The organism is Parapedobacter sp. (assembly GCF_053550995.1).
Map to the genome: position 1 here is coordinate 1 of NZ_JBMQOC010000098.1, position 21,510 is coordinate 21,510.

Genomic DNA, 21,510 nt, shown 5'->3' on the forward strand with positions numbered 1-21,510 from the left:
CCGCGCCGTTCGGCCCGATGTAACCGATAATTTGGCCCGGATAGATATCGAGGTCGATGCCTTTAAGGATATGCTTGCTACCGTACCATTTTTCAAGGCCGGTGATACTGATGATGGGTTGCGTTTCTTCCATGGTTAACTTTCGCAAAACGATGGCGTAAAGCTAGCATTTTTTCGGGCGATATGGACAACCCGTTAATACAACACATTCAACGCCCCTTTGAATGCTTCGCCTGTTGACGTGATGATGCGGTAGTAATAGGCGCCCACCGGCACCAAGCCTCCGCGGTATAGGCCATCCCACGGGGTGGCATAGCCGCGCGACTGGAAGACGATCTGCCCATTGCGATCGAAAACCGTCACCACGGCGCCCCCATCTTCCAGCCCACCGATCACCCACTCGTCATTGACGCCATCGCCATTGGGCGAAAAGAGGTTCGGAATGATGAGATCTTCGCAGTAGGCTCTCACGTCGAAAGTGGCCGTAGCGGTGCAGCCGTTTTCATCCCATACCTCCAGCGAATAGGTTCCGGGTGCGGCAATGGTTACATAGCGGCCATTGCCCACACCGCCACTCCACCGGTATGCGGCATATCCCTCAGGGGCCTCGATACGGACCACCTCTCCTGCCGTGCTGCAAAGCACGGTATCACGTATCGGCGGTGCCGGCAGCGGGTCGTATGCCTGTACCTCGATGGACGTCGTATCGGCGCAACCCGCCGCGTTGGTTAGCACCAAGGTATACTCGCCGGCTTGCCCCACCGTGATGCTCCGCGTGGTTGCGCCCGTAGACCACCGGTAGGTGTATGTTTCGCCGTCGGCATGGTCGGCTGTAAGGGTAGTCGATGTGCCGGGGCATAGCGGTGCCTCGCTAGTGGCCGTTATCGTTGCCTCGGGCAATGCAACAAATTGGACGGACAGCTCATCGGACATCACCGAGCAGTCGCCCTGCACAACCTCTACGGCATACATGCCGGACTGCGTAATCGTCAATACAGTGTCTGACTCGCCGGGTATCAGCACGCCATCGCGGTACCAGCGCGCGGTCACTTCGGGCGCATAACCGCGGAGCCTGAGCCGACCGGGCTCCCCTTCGCAGATGTGGATATCCGTGTCGGGCGACTGGGGCTTTTGCAGTTGGTGCACGCGTATGGTAACCGAATCGGAGAAAATAATGTTATCGCCACAGGTGCGCACCCCCACGTAATAGGTACCGGCCATGGTGGCGGAAAAAGAAGGATTGGTCTCGTCGGTCAGCGCGGTGCCATTCCAATACCATTGGTAAGTATAGTCCGGCTGCCCATCGGTCACCTCCATCAGGAACGCGTTGCCCAGGCAGAGGTCCACGGTATCCGGATAGTCAAACGTGAACTCCGGCATTTCGGCCATCTCCACGGTGATTTCGGGAGAATAAATTTCGATGTTCTCACACGCCGACCACATCACGGCGCGGTACACGCCCGGCTTCGTGAGCGGCACCATGATGGTGTCGGCGCCGCTGATGTTTTCGCCATCCAGTTGCCATTGGATGGCGTTGTTGCTATCGAGAAAAAGGGGAATGTAAAGCACATCATTTCCGCCGGGGCAGGCCGTCACCGACGTCCCTTCCACCCGCGTACCATTCTTGTACACCGTTTGGCCTACGTGGCTATACGAAGCTGCGGCAATCGTGTAATCCATTTTAAACAAGCCATCTTCCGTACCCACGTACAGCCATTTCTCACAAATGGCATCCGTATAGCCGTATTGGCCGTCAAATTCACTGGGCGACCCCGTACTGAAGCTTTCCATGTCGTTGATGCGGCGGCTGCCCAGTGCACTGCTTTGCAGATAATCCGTTTCCACCTGCCTTTTCTGGCTCTCGCTGGATACGAAAAGGCCAGCCGATGTGCCCACGACCAGAAACGAAAGGTAATCGGGATGGGCAGCCAAAGCATTGATGTCTGTAATGCATGAGACCTCCTTACCGTTGAAAAAAGGGATCGGGGTGGACCGGGCAAAGCAGTCGAACGTCTGCTGCGAAAAATTGAGGCCCGATTCACCCGCCCAAAAAAAACCGGGCCTAACCAAGCCTTCCAACTTTACCCTCGGCGTGTAAAAAGCCGCGCGGATACTTCTGGGGTCGCCCGCCTGGTCTACGAACGCCTGTTGAAGGCCATTGATGGACCACGGCATGAACAATTCGAATGCGGATATCTCCCTTCCGTAACAGTTTGGCAACCACGCATGGTTTTCCGCATAATGATGGGTATATACAAAGCCCTTCCGATCGTTCTGCCACCAACGTGTGGTTACCGGGGTCTGCGGCGTCGATTTCAGGTCTGCGGCACCGCCCGCGAACCGCCCATCGGACATTCGTCCGAAGGTTTCCCAGCCGGCGGTCAGGACCATTTGGGTATATGATGTCGCAGCATGGCCGGGTATGGTCAAATAAAATTGCTTGGGAATAGCGACGCCGGTGATGTTGGGGATATGGACCCCCATGGAAGGCCCCAGTTGCTGCACGGCGCCACCCGTAAACAGGAAAGCATAGTCGCCCGCGGTGCCCAGCAGCAGCGTGTCGGCATGGTGTGCGCTGATATCGGTAAAGGGTTTGGTCGAATGAGCCGCAAAGAGCGCCGTGAAGTCTTCCACGCCGTCATCGGGCGAAACCCGGGCGATGAAATTGTTGTCGCCCAGTACCCACACGTGGCCGTCTGACGTTGTTTCCACTTTCCGGATTTCCCGGCCTTCAAAAAACTGCGCATCAACGCGCAAGGTAAGCTGGGCTACCGCGTAGTCGCCGAGGAACAACGCAGCGCAGAGCAGGCAGCAGGATGGGACGATTCGTTTCATGGGTTTACATCGGGTTAAAACATCACCTGCGGACAATACACCTTATACCGGTTGTTGAGCAGGATACCCAGCACCACCTCGTGGCTGCCGTGCGCCAGCGTTCGCACCGGACCGGTGTTGAAATCGTATGAATAGCTCAGGTTGAACAGCGCGCTGATGTTGACCCCCGCCAGGGCCGAGAACGATTCATGGTTTCGGTAGCCGCCACCCACCCAAAGGCGGTCGCGAAAGGCCAGTTTCAGGTTGTAATCGCCCACGAAAGGCATACGTGCCATTTGTTTGAACAGCACCGAAGGCACCACGGCCATATCGCTGCCCAAATGCAGCTTGTAGCCCGCCGTGAGGAAAAATTGCTGGTAGCCCCCCATGCGCCGCGCATTGTCGGAAAAGGCGAGCGGGTTACCCAGCAGCTGCTGGCCGGAAAGACCAATAAAAAAGCGTGCGCCGTAGAGCCAAAGGCCCAGGCCCAGATCGGGCGATATGCGGCTGTCGGCATAGTTGGCCAGTACCGGGTCGCCTGCCCCGTCTATACCAACCCTATCCAGCCGCACTTGGGATAACCCGGCATTGACGCCTACGGAAAGGTTTATCGCCTCCGTAACGCGCAGGTGGTACGCATAGGCCAGCATGGCATCTGTGCGGACGAATTGGGCGGCGCGGTCGTGCTGTAGCACGATACCCGCACCGTGGTGTGGTTCCGATGCGCGGTACCGGTGGCTGTAGCCCCTGCTGTATGGATTGTACCCGCCCTCCCCGAAAGAGGTGGCACCGTCTTGGATATGCCGGGCACCGATCGGTAGATGCGCCGATAGGTATGCGGTCTGCGGCGCCCCTTCCAAGCCATGCCATTGGCTACGTCCACCCAGCTTCACATCGGCATAGCGTTCGATGCCCGCCACGGCCGGATTCATCAAAAAGCCATTGAAGATGTACTGGGTATACTGCGGGCGCTGCTGCGCGTACAGGGTGGATGCCATGCAAAGCCAAAGAACTAATGTGCCAATTGATGGGGCCTTCGGTTTCATTGATTTATAATTGCCGTAACAGCGGCAATTTACAACGCGATCTTCATATTTGCAAGCGAATGGTATACGGATCAATTACGGGGAAACTTCGGATCAATGATTTCCCATTCCTTGATATGCGCGGGCTGATGTTCTTTTCTGACAATTTCGTCGAAGCGTTTGACCAGATCAGGATACCTTGCGGCCAGATCTGTCGTCTCATTCCGATCTTCTTTTAAATTGAAAAGCATCCAGGGCGCATTCGCATAACCGTTTTTCCGGACCTGTGTCTTTACGCCCTTCCAATCCCCCATGCGGATCGCCACCTGCCCGCCTTTTTCGGGGTATTCCCAGTAAATATACTCCCGTTGTTCCTGATCGGTATGATTACCCAGCAAGGTGGGCAGAAAAGATACGCCATCGGTATTACCTGCATCCTGCCCCGTCAATTCCGCTAAGGTAGCCATCAGGTCGTATTGCACCGACACCAGATCGCTGGTACTTCCCGCTTTGATCTTTCCCGGCCAGCGCGCTAGGAACGGTTCACGGATACCGCCTTCAAACACATCCATCTTTAATCCCCGCAGCCCGGCCACACTATTGAAAAATTCGGCCTTCACACCGCCATTGAACGTTGCCCCGTTATCACTCGAAAACATGATCATGGTATTTTCGTCGAGGCCGAGTTCTTTTATTTTATCCATTATTTTGCCGACTTGCGCATCCAAGTACGTAATCATGGCCGCGTAAGTTGACAAAGGATACTTCGACGCGGCATACCCCTGCTGTCCGTGATAAGGTTTTTCACCCGCGAACTTCCCAATGTAGGGATCGATATACGCTTGGGGTGCCTGCAGTGAAACATGCGGTTGTGGGAACGGCAGGTATAAAAAGAATGGGTTCCCCTTATTTTCCTCGATAAATTCAAGGGCATATTCCGTCATCACATCGCCCGAATATTCATTGCCGATATAGTACCCGAAGTCTTCATCGGTAGCGGTTTCGGGGTCAAGCTTTTTATGGACATCAATTACGGGGTTATCCAGGATCAGTTTCTCGTCGTTCAACCACAAATGGGTGGGATAAAAGTTATGCGCCTGTTTCTGGTCTAACACAGAAACATAGAAATCAAAACCTTGCCGTAAGGGAGAGCCCGTTGTATGGCCCATCCCCAACCCCCACTTACCGGCCATTCCCGTTGTATAGCCGGCCTTTTTCAACATCTTGGGGAGGGTAAAGGTCCCTTCGGGCAAAGGCATCTGCCCCGCTTCGAGGCTGTCGGCGAAACCGCCAAGCTCATAGTTTCCGCGGATATAGGCGTGGCCGCCATGCTTTCCGGTGAGCAGCATACAGCGTGCCGGCGCACATACCGGCATGCTGGTATAATGCTGGGTGAATTTGATGCCTTCATCCGCCAGTCTATTCAGGTTGGGCGTTTTGATCTTGAGCTGTCCATATGCCTCCAATTCGCCGTAACCTAAATCATCGGCATAGATATAGATGATGTTGGGCTTGTCGGGTCCCTCGACCGTTGAAGCGAGGAGGGTTGTTGTTAATATCAAAACAGGCAAGAGCAAACCCGTTTTTTTGATCATCGAAAAATATTTCATCGTTATTATTCTTACATGCGAATTGGTACAGCTGTCCGGCCAACCTTCAGGTAGCCAATATACGCACTTTTGCTGTACGAGTTGCCCAACAGGGCTTTTTCCGCACGTTTTGCAAGATGAAGCAGTAAAAAAGCCGGGCGGTCTCCCATGAAGGAAACAGCCCGGCGTCATCAGCGCACCCGACGAGGCGCTTACCTGATCTAAAGGATGATCGTGGTCAGGGTCTCACTGAAACGGGGCGTCGGATTAACCCCCGGCCCCACATACGCTGCACGGAACTCATACTGCTGGTAACTTTCTAACCCTTCCAGTGTTACGCGCGATTGGCTCGCGGTCGTGGTTACCCATTCTTCCGTACCCACCAGCCGGTGCTCAAACCGGTACAGGCGGGCAGTTTGCTGGTATTTCACGCTCAAATGGGCCATACCCGAGCCCGGCGCGTCATACTTCACGCGGAAGTCGGCAATGTCCGGCAGGTTGCCAGCGCCCTCTGCAGGTTTCCGAACGCCGAAGCCGGCACTCAGGATGATGGCCTTGTCACCGGCGGCAACCTGCTCAACATAGAGGGCTAAACCCCGCAGTGTAAACTCCAATTGCGCGCGCTTTTGGTTTTTTACCTCCACCTTGTGACGGTCGCCCAGCGCAGCTTCCGCCAACGCGGCACGGTATTCCTCCAGATGGGTTTCCAGCACCGTGAGTTCGGGTGTGGGGGTTGGGAAACTGGCGTTCCCGGTCATCTTGGTAAATACGTTTTCAGCCTCCGTGTCTAACTGCGTGTCTGAATAGTTTTTGAAATTGTAGATTGTCATTGACATGATCGTTAAAATTTTAATGTTAGAAAATGAAGTTATGTCGGCCCAGGTCTGTCTGTGAATGGTGACACATGGAGGGCCCCGTGGCGCAACGGCCTCCGTAATCCCTATACGGATTTGCCTAAACCCTACATGGATTTGCTTAAACCCTACATGGATTAGCCTAAACCGGAGTACGGAACGCGCAACCCCTACATGGATTTGCTTAAACCCTACATGGATTAGCCTAAACCGGAGTACGGAACGCGCAACCCCTACATGGATTTGCCTAAACCCTACATGGATTAGCCTAAACCGGAGTACGGATAGCCCAAACCCTACATGGATTAGCCCAAACCGGAGTACGGATAGCCCAAACCGGAGTACGGAACGCCCAAACCCTACATGGATTAGCTCAAACCGGAGTACGGAACGCGCAACCCCTACATGGATTTGCTTAAACCCTACATGGATTAGCTCAAACCGGAGTACGGAACGCCCAACCCCTACATGGATTTGCCCAACCCAAACACGTTCAGGCCGAATACCCATGCTACCAATTCTTACCTTTTCCATGTTCATATTTTCTTCTCTTTGCATACTGCATTGCGTTATATAGGAACAAATTACTACGAAAAGGAAGGCGGCGTTAGGAAGATAGGGTACGGTATAAAATTTGCCCGCCCCATTTTATACCCTTTTCCGACATTATGCACCGCAAAAAGACGAATACACAGCACATTTACCGTGTACCAGCAAGGTGATATCAGGAATAGATAACTATATTTATTTGTTTTTCAGCGCTTTGCGATACTCGCGGGGTGTTCGTGAAAATTTATTGCGGAAAAGTGTCGAAAAATGGCTCGAATCGGCATAGCCCACCCCGTAGGCAATGTCGCGGATGGGGGTATCCGTAGTACGGAGCAGACGGGCAGCTTCGTCCAACCGGCGGAGATTGATGTAGGGTATGGCCTTGAAGCCACGGCGCTGGAACACCTTCTTTAACCCATCCACCGATAGGTTCACCGCATCGGCGATAAGGGTGTAGCTGAGCTTCGGGTCGCGGAAGTTTTTGTCGATGTAGTCTGCCGCTCGGTGGAACTGCGTTTCGGTCTGTTTGTTGGGGTCATCGCCATATTGTTCAATGCGCTCGGCATACCTTCGCATGAGCCGCACGAACTGTTGCTGCACAAACCGGTGCCGATCCATCCCCGTACGGTTGCAGGTACGGATGGTTTCCAATATACGGAAATCTTCTTCCGTCGCGCGGTAGTGTTGCCACGGGTGGGTCTCCCAGTCGTCCGGTATATTTTTGAGTTTAGCCAAGGGCGGATAATCTTCGACAAGGGTATCCAGAAGGCCATGCGAGCAAACCACATAATAGCACTGGTGCACACCCGCATTTGCAAAAAGCCGGTGCCGACCGGAGGGCACCGGGCACCCGGACTGATCATGCGGGTTGGGGGCAATGGCATCGCCGTAACCGCGGATGGCCAATTGGTTGTTCCCCGCAAGGGAGTAACCGATGACGATGCAATCGTTGGAAGCATACCATCTACCCCATGTGGGGCCGTTACAGATGAATTGTATAAAACCGAACGAAAGTCCGAAGCTCGGCAGCGTTTCATGGATGAAATACGTGGCCCGGTTGCGGTAACCTACGGCCGGCAGCAATGGCGGTATCAATCCCCCGGGTGGGGCCGCGAGGAACCCGAGATCCTTCCGCATGGGATGGCTAAAGCTGAACGACAGGGTAGGATACATTTGGCTTGGCGAAATGATTTATATGATTTCCCAATCGCCGTCGCCGTCGTGCCAGCGCACTTCTACCTGTCCGTAGACTCCCATGGAAGGTGTTTGATGGCTCGTCGAACCGTTGAATGGGGAGATGTTTATATTTACCATAGGGTACCAAAGATAAAAAATCTCCCCCAACTCTCCCACCCGCCAGCTTCCAAGCTGATGAATCCCCCCGAACAAAATGAATATGAACAAAATGAACGGGCGGCTGGCTTGAAGTGGTTATTACCTTTGAAGGACGGATATATTTTGCACATGAAGAACAACGTTTAAACCTGATTTTTTAGGAACGACATCTACCGCCTCATTTTTTCTAACCCTGCCTATGATTTAATATGTACCATCACGTTACATCCAACCCGCTTTCGTCCCTACGTTTTTTCGTGGTCTGTGCCGTGTTGCTGCTTGGCGCGGTGAAGGCGGGGTATGGGCAAAGGGTGTATGCGGATGCGCAGCTAAAAGGGAATACATCTTCAGGTTTGACAAATTCTGGGACCATTGGAAGTCCAACTTTATCTGTCAATCCTCCTTATACAGATTTCACTACGCTAACGGCCAAAAGTACACTCGGGACCGCCACCGCTTGGCAACAACTAATATTCCCGACAACCCTCACTGCAAATTCCATTGTATATCTTAAGCTTACTACAGAAACCGCTTTATTAGGAGGTGAAATCTCTGTTCAAACATACGCAAACAGTACCAGCACATCAACCGGGAGCCTTGTGACGCCACAATCTACTTCATTCACTTCGGTCGATGGAATGACATATGTGGCAGTTACCAGTCAAAGTGCTTTCAATGCAGTCAGATTAACCCTATCATCACCTCTTGCATTAGGAACAAATACCGCAAACATCTATTACGCATTCTTTGAAACTACGCCTACCGGCTGTTCTGAAGCTATCGGCACCTCGGTGGGCGGATCTGGCATATCATTAGGAGGAAATGTGTCTGATCCATTGGATGCCATTGACAATAACTTTACAACATTCTCCACGATAAGCGGGGGGCTTTTATCGGTCGATGGCACTATCTCCCAATCCGCACATTTTGCAAGCCAATCTGAAATTGGCTCGGCGGCCACAGTTACGTTTTCCGTCCCCGCCAACATCCTCAGTCTCGGTTTATTTAATGATGTTACCATTAATACTTATAACGGTTTTAATCCCACCCCTGTTTCCTCAACCCCGTTAAGCAGCCTCCTGTCTTTGGACTTATTGGGTTTGCTATCGTCAGGCGATGAATACACTGTCTCTGTCGTACCAAGTAGCCAATTCGACCGGATTGAGGTAAGTGTAGCAACCGGTATAGGCTTATTAAATAATTTCCAACTGCACGAAATACAACGTACACCAGCTCCACCTAAAATTCCTGAACAGACATCGCCCTATGTGATAGAATTATGTGACGGTGAAAATGCTATAATAGCTATCGAGTCTTCTAGCGTCGGTGGTATTTTTCACTGGTACGATCAAAATGATGCCCCATTAAACAATATTGAAAACACAGAAAACCCTAAAGAATATCGCTATCTCTATTCTAATCCGGGTGAGTATAAGGTTTATATTACAGCAACATGGAGCGGTGAATGTATTGCAGAATCTGAAAAAACTGAAGTGACACTCATCGTACACCCAAAACCACCAACACCGGAAATCGTAACGCAATAAAAAATGATAAGATCAATTAACAGACAACGAAAATTAAATTACAAAGCTATGAACACTAAAAAAAATCTACTGAAAATAAGCGCTATGGTAGGCTTATTATTCGCGTTCACAAAGTTGGCCAATGCACAGTCACCTAACATTTATGTTTGTGACGAAGGAACTGTAACTTTAGGGTACGTTAATAACGAATATGCACTGGAAGTAGGAGATAAAGTGATTTGGGTAAAGTGGGATGAGGCGACTGGCACTTCCCTCGGTGGTTCAATTGAAAAAACTTATAACGGGTCTGATTCTGACGTGAACTTTGAAATTGATGGGAGTTCTCTGACCACCAATGGTGAACACCATTACCGAATGTATGTTATAGCGGTGGATCCAAATAGTTGTGGAAGCGACTTATCGGATCCAGTAGAAGTCTATAAACTTCCAAATCTAAATTTAGCTTTGAGTGCAACTATTTCTGCATATTGCGAAGCTTTAGACGACAATCCAGAAACTAGCCAGCCTACTCAATCAGAGATTACCGCTACGACGACGCCAGATGAGGCGCTGCCAGCAGGCATCTTGCTAGAGTACGCTTGGTCTGCGGAAGAGGCCGTTGGTGGCCCTGCAGACATTGCTCTCCTAGGAACCTCTACCGACAACAGTACAACGGCAACGGAATTGACAAATACATTCACCATGACGACAACTACCGTAGGTGTATACGAATTTTCAGCTACGGTAAAATATGCGGCACTCGCGGCAGATGGAACGACAAAGATTAAAGGTGGCTGCGAAACATCTGTACCAGAAGAGGGAAAGCAAACCGTGGAGGTAACCGCGAAACCTGGCGTCCCGAGTATTACTGTTAGTTAACGATGGGTAATAACAGCACAACTCACAAGATGTAAAGTGAAGTTTATTCAATAAAATGGAGGAAGCCGAAAACGCGAAATCATATTTCAAACTAATCGGCTTCCCATTATTTCGTATTAACAAACATAAAGAATTTCTCCTGACCCGGGGTAGTCAATGAAACTATTCAACTCCATTTAATTATAAAATGAAGAAAGGCGTTTTGTATAGTTTTTTCATGATCATCGCGGTATACTGCAATGCCCAGGAACAAACTGTGCACATTGCCGAGGGAAGTTCCGTTACATTAACGGCCGCATCCACGGGCGCTATCGGCTATTTATGGTATTTGAACGGGGAACCGATCAATGGACAACACGATGCCGTCATCACCGCTTCTGAGCCCGGTATCTATACGGTGATTGGTTTAGGTCATAGCTGCAACTCCGACCTCTCCGACCCCGTCGAAGTTATCGTCGACCCCACAGGCGAGCCCGTGACCGTAGACATGCAGATCCGTAATGCGCCCGACCGGCAACTGGCCATGATCAACGAACTCATCAGCTACCAGTTATTGGCCACAAACAACGGTACCCATGCCGCAACGGGCGTGGTGATTACCGCCAAGCTGCCGGCAAACGTGGATTACGAAACCGAGTTGGGCAACTACGCGGGCATGGTGACCTATAGCGCTGCCACGCGGGAAGTGACCTGGACACCGGGCGACATGCAGCCCGCGCAATCCGAAATACTCACCATCAGTGTACGGGCGAGGGAACGGGGCATGGCCACCCAGCTGGCACTGGTGACCAGCATCGAGCCGGATAGCAACCCCGACAATAACGAGGCCCTAGCAACCGTGGAGGTCATCGCCCTGGAGATCCCAAATGGCTTCACCCCTAACGGTGACGGCCAGAATGACCGCTTTGTTATCCGGGGATTGGAAGCCTACCCCGAAAACCGCCTGCTAGTTTTCAACCGCTGGGGTAATGAGATCTATCGCGTAACACCGTATAAAAACGATTGGGATGCCGCCAACCTGGGCGAAGGGACGTATTACTACATCTTCGAACTGCGTTTGAATAGCGGCCATTGGCAAACGATCAAGGGATTTGTGACGATCGTGAGGAATGTGAATAAGTAGTTGATTGGTGAAGCGGTTATCAAGGCTATAGGTAACCAGTTTCTCGTATCTTCCTTGCTAACGCTTAAATACGCATTTGACATGCGTAAGCTAAAAGAGCGATTTAAGGATATACTGGCTGTGGGGTTGTTGGAGGGGAGCGATAACCGAAGACTTTGTCAAGCGAGTACGCGCCGACCGGGCCAGGAAAAAGAAATAGCCGCGGGAAACATCGTCAATCAATCGGGAAATATGGGTACGCTGCCAAACAGGTTGCTACACTACTTTTGCTTCGACATTAAATTGAAAGGTTATGAAGAAGCACACCAAGTTAGTTTGGCTACCGATGGCGGTTTTCCCGCTATTCATGGGAGCCTGTAATGATGACGACATGATGGGACCCGCCACGAGCGAGACTACCATCACCATAGAAAACGTCTTGGACCCGAAACCGCTGGTCCAATCGGGCACATTCGAGAACATGGGCACCGCACCGGTCGTCATGCCGGGGGAATCCCTCTCCTTCCAGTTCTATGCCGCTAAAGGACAGGCGGTCTCCTTTGCCACGATGTATGGCCTATCGAATGATTTGTTCTTCGCCCCGGAAAATCCAGGGATTGCATTATATACCGACGAAGGCTTGCCGATCGAAGGCGATGTATCCGAACACATGAAACTTTGGGATAACGGCACGAGGATAAACCAGATGCCCGGACCGGATGCATCGCACCCCGGCGTAGCCGAATCCGTACCCAAGGGCGTGATGGAGGTCGACGGAATGGACGCGCAGGGCAACGACTATGCAAACGCATCGGCTCTCATGCAGGTTACCTTGGCATATGAAGGCAACTCCATGTTTACCTTGACCATCAAAAACACATCGGGCGGTACATCCAATGAAACACCGTTCAGCCCCGGCGTATGGGCCATTTCTTATATCGCCGGTGACGACCTGTTGAACCCCGCGCCGATCTACGAATCGGGTAAACCTGCTGAAAATGGCTTGACGGCGCTGGCGGAAATGGGCGACAACAGTACATTGGGAGCTTACCTTGCCAGCAACACCGGCATCTTCACCCCTTTATCGCCGGTGCTTGTGGTGGTTTACGACGGCATGGAGAACCCGATCTACAAAACCGGTGAGAATGATCGCGGTGAGGGTCTAAAAGCCTTGGCGCAAATGGGTGATGCCAGCGGACTGGCAGCTCACCTGAAAAGTATGGATGGCGTAAAAGAGGTATACGTGCTGCCGGCCGCGAACACCACGGTGCTCCTCCCCAAAATCGGCGGCCAACCGGGAAGTAAGGTGTCGCAGTCGTTGAAAGTGGCCAAGGGCGACCGCCTGGCCATCGCTACCATGTATGGGTTTTCCAACGATTGGTTCTTTGCCTTCAAGGATAACGGCGTGGACGCGACCCAAAAGGGTGATGTATCGGAGCATATTGGCTTGTTCGACAATGGCACGGCCGTCGACCAGTTTCCCGGTGCAGGGGTAACCCAGGCCAACTTGGCGGGGACACCATTAGCGGAAAGTAAACCCATTGAAGAGGTACCGAATCCCAACGCGTTCAATACCTTGCCCGCTATTCCGGAAATCATCCGCATCACGCTCAACTGACCTCCGGTACCATGAAATATATATGCATATTGCTGGGAATGGCGCTGATACCCTACTTCGTAAGGGCACAGCACCATTCCTTACCGGACAACCCGGAAGACATCAGCCCGCTGCTAATCGGCGAGCCAATACCGGCGGTGAACCTAACGGACGCTATGGGGCGGCCTTTCTCATTCGCAGAACGCATAGCGGAAAAGCCCGTCGTTCTGGTTTTTTACAGGGGTGGTTGGTGTCCCTTCTGTACCAGGCAATTGGCAGGGCTTCAGGAGGTCTTGCCCGACCTGCAGGCCATGGGCTATCAAATGTGGGCGGTAAGCACGGATTCGCCCGAGGACCTCAAGGCGTCCGCCGAACAGAACCATTTGGATTATGTATTGCTATCCGATGCTGACTTCAATGCTGCCAAGTTATTCGGCATCGCCTTCAAGGCGCCAGCAAATTACCAAGACATCGTACCTATACTTCCCGTCCCGGCAGTATTCATTGTCGACCAAAAAGGCGTGATTCGTTTTGAATACATCAACCCCGATTTTAGACAGCGGCTGGATGCTGGGTTGCTCCTTGCAGTCGCCAAACAGCTCCAGGCCGATTTATCGCGTGATTGACGATTGAAGACATATCACTACCTTTGAAAGACGAACAAAGGCAAGAAGGCGATGCGGATGCACAAACAGGCGTATGGTTAGGGAATTCATTGAACAGGCTACACGGGGGCGGTTTGTCATGTATAGGGACGACGCGCTTTTCATTGGAGGGGGCATGCACCGTCCGGAGGTAGAACCTATCAATACGTTTGTATATAACAAAGGGGGCGAGCAGCGGGTAACCATCGATGAAATCACCTATACCATGCCGTCTGCAAGCATCCTACCCTTGGTATACAGCCAGCATTTTGTGTTCGAGCGTCCGGAAGCACTGATTGCGTGGCAGTTCAACCGGGCCTTTTACTGCATTGTAGACCACGATGCCGAAGTGGGATGCGTGGGTTTCCTATTCTATGGCATCTACCATCCGATGTTTATCCGCCTCGACGCCGAAGATGTGTCCGATTTGGATCATTTGGAAAAAGTGATTTCCGAAGAAATGACCGTACATGACAACTTCCAAGGCGAAATGCTCCGCACACTGTTGAAACGGATCATCATCAAGGTTACCCGCAAGGCCAAAAAGCAATGCGAAAGCTACCAATTGTTTCCCGACGAGAAGATGGACCTCGTGCGCCGGTTCGCACTGCTTGTCGAAATCAACTTCAAGCAGGAACATGAAGTGGGGTTCTATGCGGAGGCACTCCACAAATCGCCCAAAACACTCGCCAATGTGTTTGCCCTGCTGAAACAGCCCCGCCCTTCCGCCATCATACGGAACCGTATCGTTATCGAAGCGAAACGTTACCTCCATTACTCCGATAAGTCGGCAAAGGAGATTGCTTACGAGCTCGGTTTCGAAAGCCCTTCGCATTTTAACCGCTTCTTCAAGCAGCATACCGGCAAACCCCCATGGGCATTCAAGGAGTCGGATGGACGGAATATTTAAGCCCGATCCCCTTGGAAGAACTCACCAAAAAATGTTAAACTTGACCAAAATCCCGAATGGGGAAATTTAGACATGTGAAAAAAGTGATTTTAATGATGATAACAGGGTGCCTGCTGCTGATGCAGGCACCCTCCCTGGCATATGCAGGTGAAATACCCCAGTTAAAGGCCGGCGACCTCGTGGTATGTGGCGACGATAAGGTACTCGTTTATGAGGGACAGGCAGCGCGCCGCGGCTCGGCCAAGCTCAAATGGTCATGGCAGGCCACCGAGGCCAAAGGCCAGCTGCCCGAGGAATATTTTGGGATGCTCCGATCGTTGGACGACTGCAAGCCCGTGCGTGGCAACAGTCAACTGCTCATCACGTCATCTTCCGGCGCCACACTGCTATTGGACATCGCCAGCAAGCGGGTGGTCTTCTATGCCAAAACGCCCATGGCCCATTCGGCCGACCTGCTGCCGGGCGGCAGAATCGTTGTTGCCAACTCCACCCATGCCGCCGGCAACAGCCTGGAACTGTACGATGAGCGCACGCCTGAAAAGGTATTGTACAAAGACACCCTGTATTCAGGTCACGGCGCCGTATGGGTCAGTGAACGGCAGGAACTCTTTGCGTTGGGATTTGACAGCCTGCTGGTGTACCGGCCGCGCCACTGGGATACGGACCATCCTTCGCTCGAAAAGGTACGGGGCTACCCCCTACCAGATGAAGGCGGGCATGAGCTCTCACCCACCGCATCGGGCCAGCTACTCGTTAGTACCCACCACCACGTGTGGCTTGTAGACATGCAAACAGGCGAATTCACGCCGTTCGAGCCGCTGAAGGGCCACAGGAACATCAAGTCGGCCAATTATGAAGCTCCTACCGGCACGTTGGTTTACACCATTGCCGAAGAAAGTTGGTGGACGCACCATGTATATGGCATGAACCCCAACTTCCAAATGGACGTACCGGATATACGGGCTTATAAAGTGCGGGTGGCACGATAAGGCAGTTGTGTTGTTGTCACAGCCCTTTTGTTCGCAGTCGCTGTTCCCGCTCGGCATCCCAGTAGGCGCAGTCCAGCTCGATGAAAACGGACGAATAAGGAATGGTCGTTTCCGTTTTGATGACCAATACGCCGAACAACTCGGCGGCCTTGTCCATTTTTTCGAACACCGCTTCATGCGGCAATGAATGCACGGGCTGGTGCTTCAGCAGGGCGCGGATTTGCTGCTTGAAATCGTCGGCACCGGGTGCTAGTCCGTCATCGACCAGAGAAATTTCGGCATCCTGGTATACAATCGGTTTAACGTGTTTTGAATTCCCGATGCTTTTCAACACATGTGAAAGGGCATCAGGCAAGGAGGCTCCACTGTTTAGGTACGTGATGCCCGGGGACGCTTGGAAAGGGAATGCCTTATCCACCACCAAGATCCAGTTCCGGTGACCATATAAGGACAGATACTCCGCCAGCTCACTTTTCCAGCCCGGTGATGGCGATTGTTCGGCGGTTTGGAATACCTCCGCCTCGGGCACCCGCCCGCAGGAGCTTACGACAAGCGCCCAAACCCATAACATAAAAAACCTGAACTTGACCATACTTACGTGAATTTAACTGTTAGCGAATCATTTTCATCCAGTGTTACGGTCGACGCGAATGTAAGGAGCACCTCCTTACCAGCCAGTTCAGGCCGCGAACTGACCACCGTTCCATTATGCGTAACATGTATATCGGCGACCAAACGGTTTACCGATAGGCGCAATTGCCTAAGTTGTAGCGATCCGTGCCGTAAAACCAACTCGTGACGCTCACTATCCCTACGTTGTTCCCGCTGGTAACTCCCCCAACCTGCGGCTGCCGTGAATGCTGCCTTGAAAACAGCTTGCGGCACTTTCGGTGCGAACGCCATAAAACCCTTCGGACCATGGTATGAAAATCCGCATGCATTGATGAAAGTCCCATAACTGGCCATAGCCCGGGCATAATGGTCGCTGCATTCGATCTCGTTATAAGGATTACGTTTTGCAGCTTGGTAGCGATCGTGTATCATCCGCGTTAGCACCATACTTTCTTCAACCATGCCTTCGCCCATCATATGGGCGGCCACTTGGTGCTCAAACCCGCTCATACACTCATGAAAGTAACCCATTTGCCAAGTGACATGATCACCGAACGGCTTCTCCTCATTGCGTGGATTCGTATTCATAACCATACCGCCATCGCCCGCCAGCGCATAAGGCCGCCCCCCGAGGTGGGTTTTTATATAGGGGCCCACGTCCGTGGTGAAATTGTATTTCCACAAGGCCTTCAAGGCCGACAGGGTCTTTTGCCTATCGAGTATTCTGGGTAGCCCTACCTGGAACATCCACGCCTGCCCGTAAACTTGGTCGATATGGCACGTATTGTATGAACCCAGCTTGGTGCGACCGCTCGCCAAATCCGGCCGATGGATAAAATATTCACCATTGAAAAGTTCATTTTCCATGTTTCTACGGCCGATGGCCACATATCGTGCACAGCGATCCGCAAAGTCCCTGTCACCCATTTCTTCGGCCATGGCCTGGCCGGCTCTGGCGGCAGCTATGCATAGTCCAACAATCCAAGCAATCTCACCTTCCCATACCGCATCCAGGGTGTTCTCCATAGGGGTATCGGTCATGCCATCGTTGTTTTTGTCCTGTGCAAAAACGAATTCCATCGCCTTCTTGATATGAGGCCAATTCCGGTGGAGGAAGTCATTGTCCACACACAGCTGATGCTCGCGATAGCAGCGCAAGATAATAGCTGCCTGGCCATCGATAGCCGGCCGGCTTTCGTTTTCGGCACGGAAAATGACCGCTCCATTCTCCTTGAAAGCGATATTTAGGTCTACACGCTCCCGCAAGTCCCGCTCCAAACCGGGAAATAACCTCGCAACTGCTTGGGCGTATTGCCATACATGCGTGCACGTACCTGCGCAGGCACCCACCCCTTCCCAACCCCAGAAGCGGCCGGATGCAAAACGGTAAGTATTCGCCGTGGCTAGCGTACCGATATTCAACAGCGTGCGCTCAAGGAACCAGCGGGGCAGGGTCGAGTCCAGCCAAGTGTCCCGCCACCGTTCGGTATCGGCTTTCAGCCGCTCGAAATGTGCTGCTATATAGCTGCCAACGGCCAGAGCATCATCAAATCGCGTCGCATAATGATAACCTGCGTTGGCATCTGGAACGATTTCTTTCAGTTTGGGGTGCGGGTTGTTGAAATGCCATCCCAGCGAGAAATCAGCATCGAAAATTCCGCCGATGTCCACTGCCCCTGCGATACGGATTCCCCCCACCAATACCGTCGGGGTCTTCGCAGTCGCGGTTTCCATTTTCGGCAAGGTAAACAGTTCGTTGGTAACGGGCCATGGACGAATGGCCGCCAATGGCTCGGCAGCAGGTGTATGCGCCATCAAGAACATACTCCCTGCGTCGGTTGCGCTACGCAAGGCGTCGTCTGCCTCTTCGCAAGTGTATAGCAAGGCCGCGTTACGAGACAGTTCCGTTGCGCTATTGGTGAGCGTACCCTTGCCCGATGGTTCCCGATGCTGAGACGTGCCGTGGTTTCCCGGCCGTGGGTTTGAGGAAAGCTTGTTGACCCCATTCTCTAGCCATCCAAGGACTGATAAACGCAGTTTTTTCCCGCATTTATTGATCACCTTTATGCGAAAAATCGTTACCGGCAGCGCCGAGTCTTCGGCATTTAAAGGGATAAACGGTGAGTAGGCCGTCAGCACCACCTCAACGGGCGCAGAATCGCTTCGATACCGTATGGTAGCTGTGGGATATGCCGATTCAAATGTCACCTCATCCCAATCATCGGCATCCAACCTTTTCACGGTTTCTTCCTGGCCGTCTCCAATACGCAGGGCAAACCCCTGTTCCAAGACCCTACGGTTAGCTGCGATGACGGGTTCCACATAGGCTGCTCCGTCACGCGGCCGGACGCGCCGCAATGTCGTGCCGTCGTTCCAGAGGACGGTCTTGGGATCGATCCCTTCATGCGAACCCTCGATGGTTTCGTTGTAGACCTGCCATAGCCATAGCCGCCCATCCCCGCCTAAATACACCGTGCCTGCGTGGAAACCGCCAATCGGCATACCAATGTATTGGAGTTCGTTGCGGCTTTTCGCATACATCACGGGGTTGCCCGGTTGCATAATCGATTCCACCCACCGCGGATCGAGGTTTTTATCCGCCGGTATATTGTGGATGGGATAGGAAGACGCGAATACGCTCCTCCCCCACACCGGGAACTTAGCCATCAGCAAGGAGGCAGAAAACATCCCGGTCGCCTTTAAAAATGTGCGCCGGTTATAGGTATCAATTTGAGCTTTCTTCTTCAACATAACTTATTTCTATTGGACCGTAAGCCTGCCGGGGTAATACCCAAGCAGGCGCTGGTTCCATTACCAATTGGGAATTTGTGGGAGTAAGTTTGGATTCCGGTCTATCGCCGTTTACGGGATGGGCCATAAATAATGCGGGCGCACGGCATTGATTGCGCACTATAGCAGGGGAGTGGATACGTTGGTTTACCACGGATAACGTCCTAATTGATTATGACAGCCAATATCGCTATTTAACGCCGGAATCCATTCATCAGGATTAACCGAACGGTAACATATTTTGGCATCCACCCTAGAACATACGTTCCGTATATGAGCGGGCTCGGCACCGCTTCAATCGGGTCCTTTCAAAACCCTACCATCCGTTGATTATCGAACCGACTGGCCATATGTTGGCATCAAATCCAAATTACGGGCTCTTCGTCGTCACTTCAATCGCGCCTTTCTTTCCTTTGTCACCATATTTGTCTGTCGCACTAGCACCTTTCAATACGGTGATGGCTTCGATATCATCGGGCGCCAACTTACGAAGTGCCGCCGACGTCGATGCCTCGCCGTCGATGACAATCAGGGCGCCGTCAAAATCGTGGTCGGCAGCAGATGGTGTCTTGGGCTTTTCTTCCGGTCCCTTGCTACCGCCCCGGATTTCAGGAAGCGCCGCGGTATCTATATGAGCTGCATCCTTTGATGCTTTCGTCTTGGTGGTGATGAGAACAACGCCTCTCGCGCCCCGATTGCCATAAAGTGCCGTGGCGGCAGCGTCCTTCAGTACGCTGATGCTGGCGATAGCGTCGGCGTCAAGGGTCTTCATGTCAAACCCTTTCTTCAATTCCAGTCCATCGAGGATCACCAAAGGCGCGTCCCCGGTTTCGGGAAGCTCTCCGATTATCTGGTCAATCGATATTTTCTGTTTGGCTTTGGTGGTATCGGCAATGGCATCAGTTTGCGGCATAGCTGTTTCAACCGTCGGCTGTGCCATGCCGGCTACCCGTGCGGGCACGGCCGGCGAATCCAAAATCTCCGGAAGGTAAGCAGCACGGCTCATGGTGATGAACAATACGAGAACCGCAATAACCGGTACGGACAACAGGTACCTGCCCAAGTGCAGGCACGAAGAACGTTTTTTATTCATCATCATAATACGCGTTTTTAAATTTTTGAAATTAAAGCCTTGGGCAATGGTTGGATGGGTTTCCAACTGCCGACCGGCACCCAACAGGCTATATTGGTAGGCTTGCCTATCTATGCCGCTCCGTAACACGTTGCGATCGGTAATAAACTCGAGGTTTTCGCGGATGGCATTGCGCAGCAGCCACATCCCCGGATTGAACCAGCACAGTACGCTACTCAGCTCGGCCAGCAGGACATCCAACGTATGCAGTTCCTTTACGTGCACCTGCTCGTGCTTGAAAATTTCGGTCAGTTCGCCATCGGCATGGCTATGCACGTTTACGTAGATGTTACGCCAGAACGAAAACGGCCGGATCGGGGCGAATACCTGGCGGTAGTGTATCCACCGCCATGTCGCCGCGCGCGACTGGCCGTGGACGCGCCACAAACTAAGCAAACGGATAGCGAACCTAACGGCGAACCATACCGCGCCAAGCGCTACAACACCCACCAGCAAAGGCCACCCGTTGAATTCCGCTGCGGGCACCTGCTCCCAATTGGGGATGAGATATACGGCTTCACCCGGCAATTGCTGTATAGGGGCCTCAAATAACCCGGCCAGCTCGACAAGTGGATAGGTGAATGAAAAAAGCAGCGCAAACAAAAGGTAGAACCGGTTGAGCGTATAAAACGTAAGTTTGCGCAGCAACAGCCGATATCCAAGGTAAAACAAGAGGATAGCCAGGTTGGCTTTCAGCAAGTAGAGCATACTGTCCGGCATGGCTATTTATTTCGTTCGTTCTTAATCATATCGAGGATCTCGTCGAGCTCGTCGGCACTGATTTTCTCTTCCTTGGCGAAAAAGCTCACCAATTCCTTGTACGAATTGCGGAAGTAATGATGCACAAACCCATTCATGAACGCCTTTTTGTAATCTTCCTCGGCAATCTGCGGCTCGTACCGATTGGCGTTGGCGTACCGAACGGTTTTGACATAACCTTTGGTTTTCAGTTTGGCGAGGGTCGACGCTAGGGTGGTGTACGGTACCTTCTCCCCTTCCATACGGTCCAACAGCTCTTTGATGAAGCCGCCGTTGTTGCGCCACACCAACTGCATCGCCTCTTCTTCTTGTATCGTTAATTTCTCCATATAAATTACGGTTTGGACGTAAAACTACGGATTATTCGTAAATAATCAAATCTTCTGTCGCCTTATTTTATAACA

At 52.2% G+C, this 21,510-nt stretch carries 18 protein-coding genes; 8 read left to right on the plus strand and 10 right to left on the minus strand.

Going from position 1 to position 21,510, the window contains the following annotated elements:
• Positions 1-195: 195 nt before the first annotated feature.
• The 6 genes from ACO1NT_RS12870 to ACO1NT_RS12895 form a co-directional block, all read right to left on the minus strand.
• Positions 196-2,835, minus strand: coding sequence for a T9SS type B sorting domain-containing protein (locus tag ACO1NT_RS12870; RefSeq protein WP_449049052.1), 2,640 nt, complete (start codon positions 2,833-2,835; stop codon positions 196-198).
• A 14-nt stretch (positions 2,836-2,849) separates the two neighbouring features.
• Positions 2,850-3,860 carry a PorP/SprF family type IX secretion system membrane protein gene (locus ACO1NT_RS12875; RefSeq protein ID WP_449049053.1) on the minus strand — a complete coding sequence of 337 codons (1,011 nt, stop codon included), beginning with the start codon at positions 3,858-3,860 and terminating at the stop codon, positions 2,850-2,852.
• 71 nt (positions 3,861-3,931) lie between these two features.
• Entirely contained in the window at positions 3,932-5,434 is a 1,503-nt protein-coding gene (locus ACO1NT_RS12880) for an arylsulfatase (protein WP_449049054.1), read from the minus strand.
• 215 nt (positions 5,435-5,649) lie between these two features.
• Positions 5,650-6,816, minus strand: a complete 1,167-nt coding sequence (locus ACO1NT_RS12885) for a fibronectin type III domain-containing protein (protein ID WP_449049055.1) — start codon at positions 6,814-6,816, stop codon at positions 5,650-5,652.
• A gap of 210 nt (positions 6,817-7,026) precedes the next feature.
• A complete protein-coding gene (locus ACO1NT_RS12890) occupies positions 7,027-7,968 on the minus strand; it encodes a helix-turn-helix transcriptional regulator (RefSeq protein WP_449049056.1) in 942 nt (313 codons plus the stop codon).
• Positions 7,969-8,022: 54 nt separating this feature from the next.
• Positions 8,023-8,145 carry a hypothetical protein gene (locus ACO1NT_RS12895; protein ID WP_449049057.1) on the minus strand — a complete coding sequence of 41 codons (123 nt, stop codon included), beginning with the start codon at positions 8,143-8,145 and terminating at the stop codon, positions 8,023-8,025.
• A gap of 230 nt (positions 8,146-8,375) precedes the next feature.
• Between ACO1NT_RS12895 and ACO1NT_RS12900 the strand changes: the two genes are divergently transcribed.
• The 8 genes from ACO1NT_RS12900 (at position 8,376) to ACO1NT_RS12935 (ending at position 15,813) form a co-directional block, all read left to right on the plus strand.
• Positions 8,376-9,713 carry a hypothetical protein gene (locus ACO1NT_RS12900; protein WP_449049058.1) on the plus strand — a complete coding sequence of 446 codons (1,338 nt, stop codon included), beginning with the start codon at positions 8,376-8,378 and terminating at the stop codon, positions 9,711-9,713.
• A 48-nt stretch (positions 9,714-9,761) separates the two neighbouring features.
• The gene (locus tag ACO1NT_RS12905; RefSeq protein ID WP_449049059.1) at positions 9,762-10,571 is read left to right on the plus strand and encodes a hypothetical protein; all 810 of its coding nucleotides are present in this window, start codon (positions 9,762-9,764) and stop codon (positions 10,569-10,571) included.
• Between the two features lie 187 nt (positions 10,572-10,758).
• Positions 10,759-11,694 carry a T9SS type B sorting domain-containing protein gene (locus ACO1NT_RS12910; protein WP_449049060.1) on the plus strand — a complete coding sequence of 312 codons (936 nt, stop codon included), beginning with the start codon at positions 10,759-10,761 and terminating at the stop codon, positions 11,692-11,694.
• 81 nt (positions 11,695-11,775) lie between these two features.
• Entirely contained in the window at positions 11,776-12,054 is a 279-nt protein-coding gene (locus ACO1NT_RS12915; protein ID WP_449049061.1) for a hypothetical protein, read from the plus strand.
• Positions 11,987-13,291, plus strand: a complete 1,305-nt coding sequence (locus tag ACO1NT_RS12920; protein WP_449049062.1) for a spondin domain-containing protein — start codon at positions 11,987-11,989, stop codon at positions 13,289-13,291. Before ACO1NT_RS12915 ends, ACO1NT_RS12920 begins: the two co-directional genes overlap by 68 nt.
• A gap of 11 nt (positions 13,292-13,302) precedes the next feature.
• On the plus strand, positions 13,303-13,896 hold the full coding sequence (locus tag ACO1NT_RS12925) for a peroxiredoxin family protein (RefSeq protein WP_449049063.1): 594 nt from the start codon (positions 13,303-13,305) through the stop codon (positions 13,894-13,896).
• A 73-nt stretch (positions 13,897-13,969) separates the two neighbouring features.
• Positions 13,970-14,824: a helix-turn-helix domain-containing protein gene (locus tag ACO1NT_RS12930; protein WP_449049064.1), complete on the plus strand. Its 855-nt coding sequence runs from the start codon at positions 13,970-13,972 to the stop codon at positions 14,822-14,824.
• A 92-nt stretch (positions 14,825-14,916) separates the two neighbouring features.
• A complete protein-coding gene (locus tag ACO1NT_RS12935; protein ID WP_449049066.1) occupies positions 14,917-15,813 on the plus strand; it encodes a DUF6528 family protein in 897 nt (298 codons plus the stop codon).
• 16 nt (positions 15,814-15,829) lie between these two features.
• Here ACO1NT_RS12935 and ACO1NT_RS12940 read toward each other — a convergent pair whose 3' ends face one another.
• The 4 genes from ACO1NT_RS12940 to ACO1NT_RS12955 all read right to left on the minus strand — a co-directional run bounded on the left by ACO1NT_RS12940 (position 15,830) and on the right by ACO1NT_RS12955 (position 21,435).
• A complete protein-coding gene (locus tag ACO1NT_RS12940) occupies positions 15,830-16,405 on the minus strand; it encodes an RbsD/FucU domain-containing protein (RefSeq protein ID WP_449049067.1) in 576 nt (191 codons plus the stop codon).
• A gap of 2 nt (positions 16,406-16,407) precedes the next feature.
• Positions 16,408-19,176, minus strand: a complete 2,769-nt coding sequence (locus ACO1NT_RS12945; protein WP_449049068.1) for a GH116 family glycosyl hydrolase — start codon at positions 19,174-19,176, stop codon at positions 16,408-16,410.
• A 409-nt stretch (positions 19,177-19,585) separates the two neighbouring features.
• Positions 19,586-21,067, minus strand: coding sequence for a M56 family metallopeptidase (locus ACO1NT_RS12950; protein ID WP_449049069.1), 1,482 nt, complete (start codon positions 21,065-21,067; stop codon positions 19,586-19,588).
• Between the two features lie 2 nt (positions 21,068-21,069).
• Positions 21,070-21,435: a BlaI/MecI/CopY family transcriptional regulator gene (locus ACO1NT_RS12955; RefSeq protein WP_449049071.1), complete on the minus strand. Its 366-nt coding sequence runs from the start codon at positions 21,433-21,435 to the stop codon at positions 21,070-21,072.
• Positions 21,436-21,510: the final 75 nt, after the last annotated feature.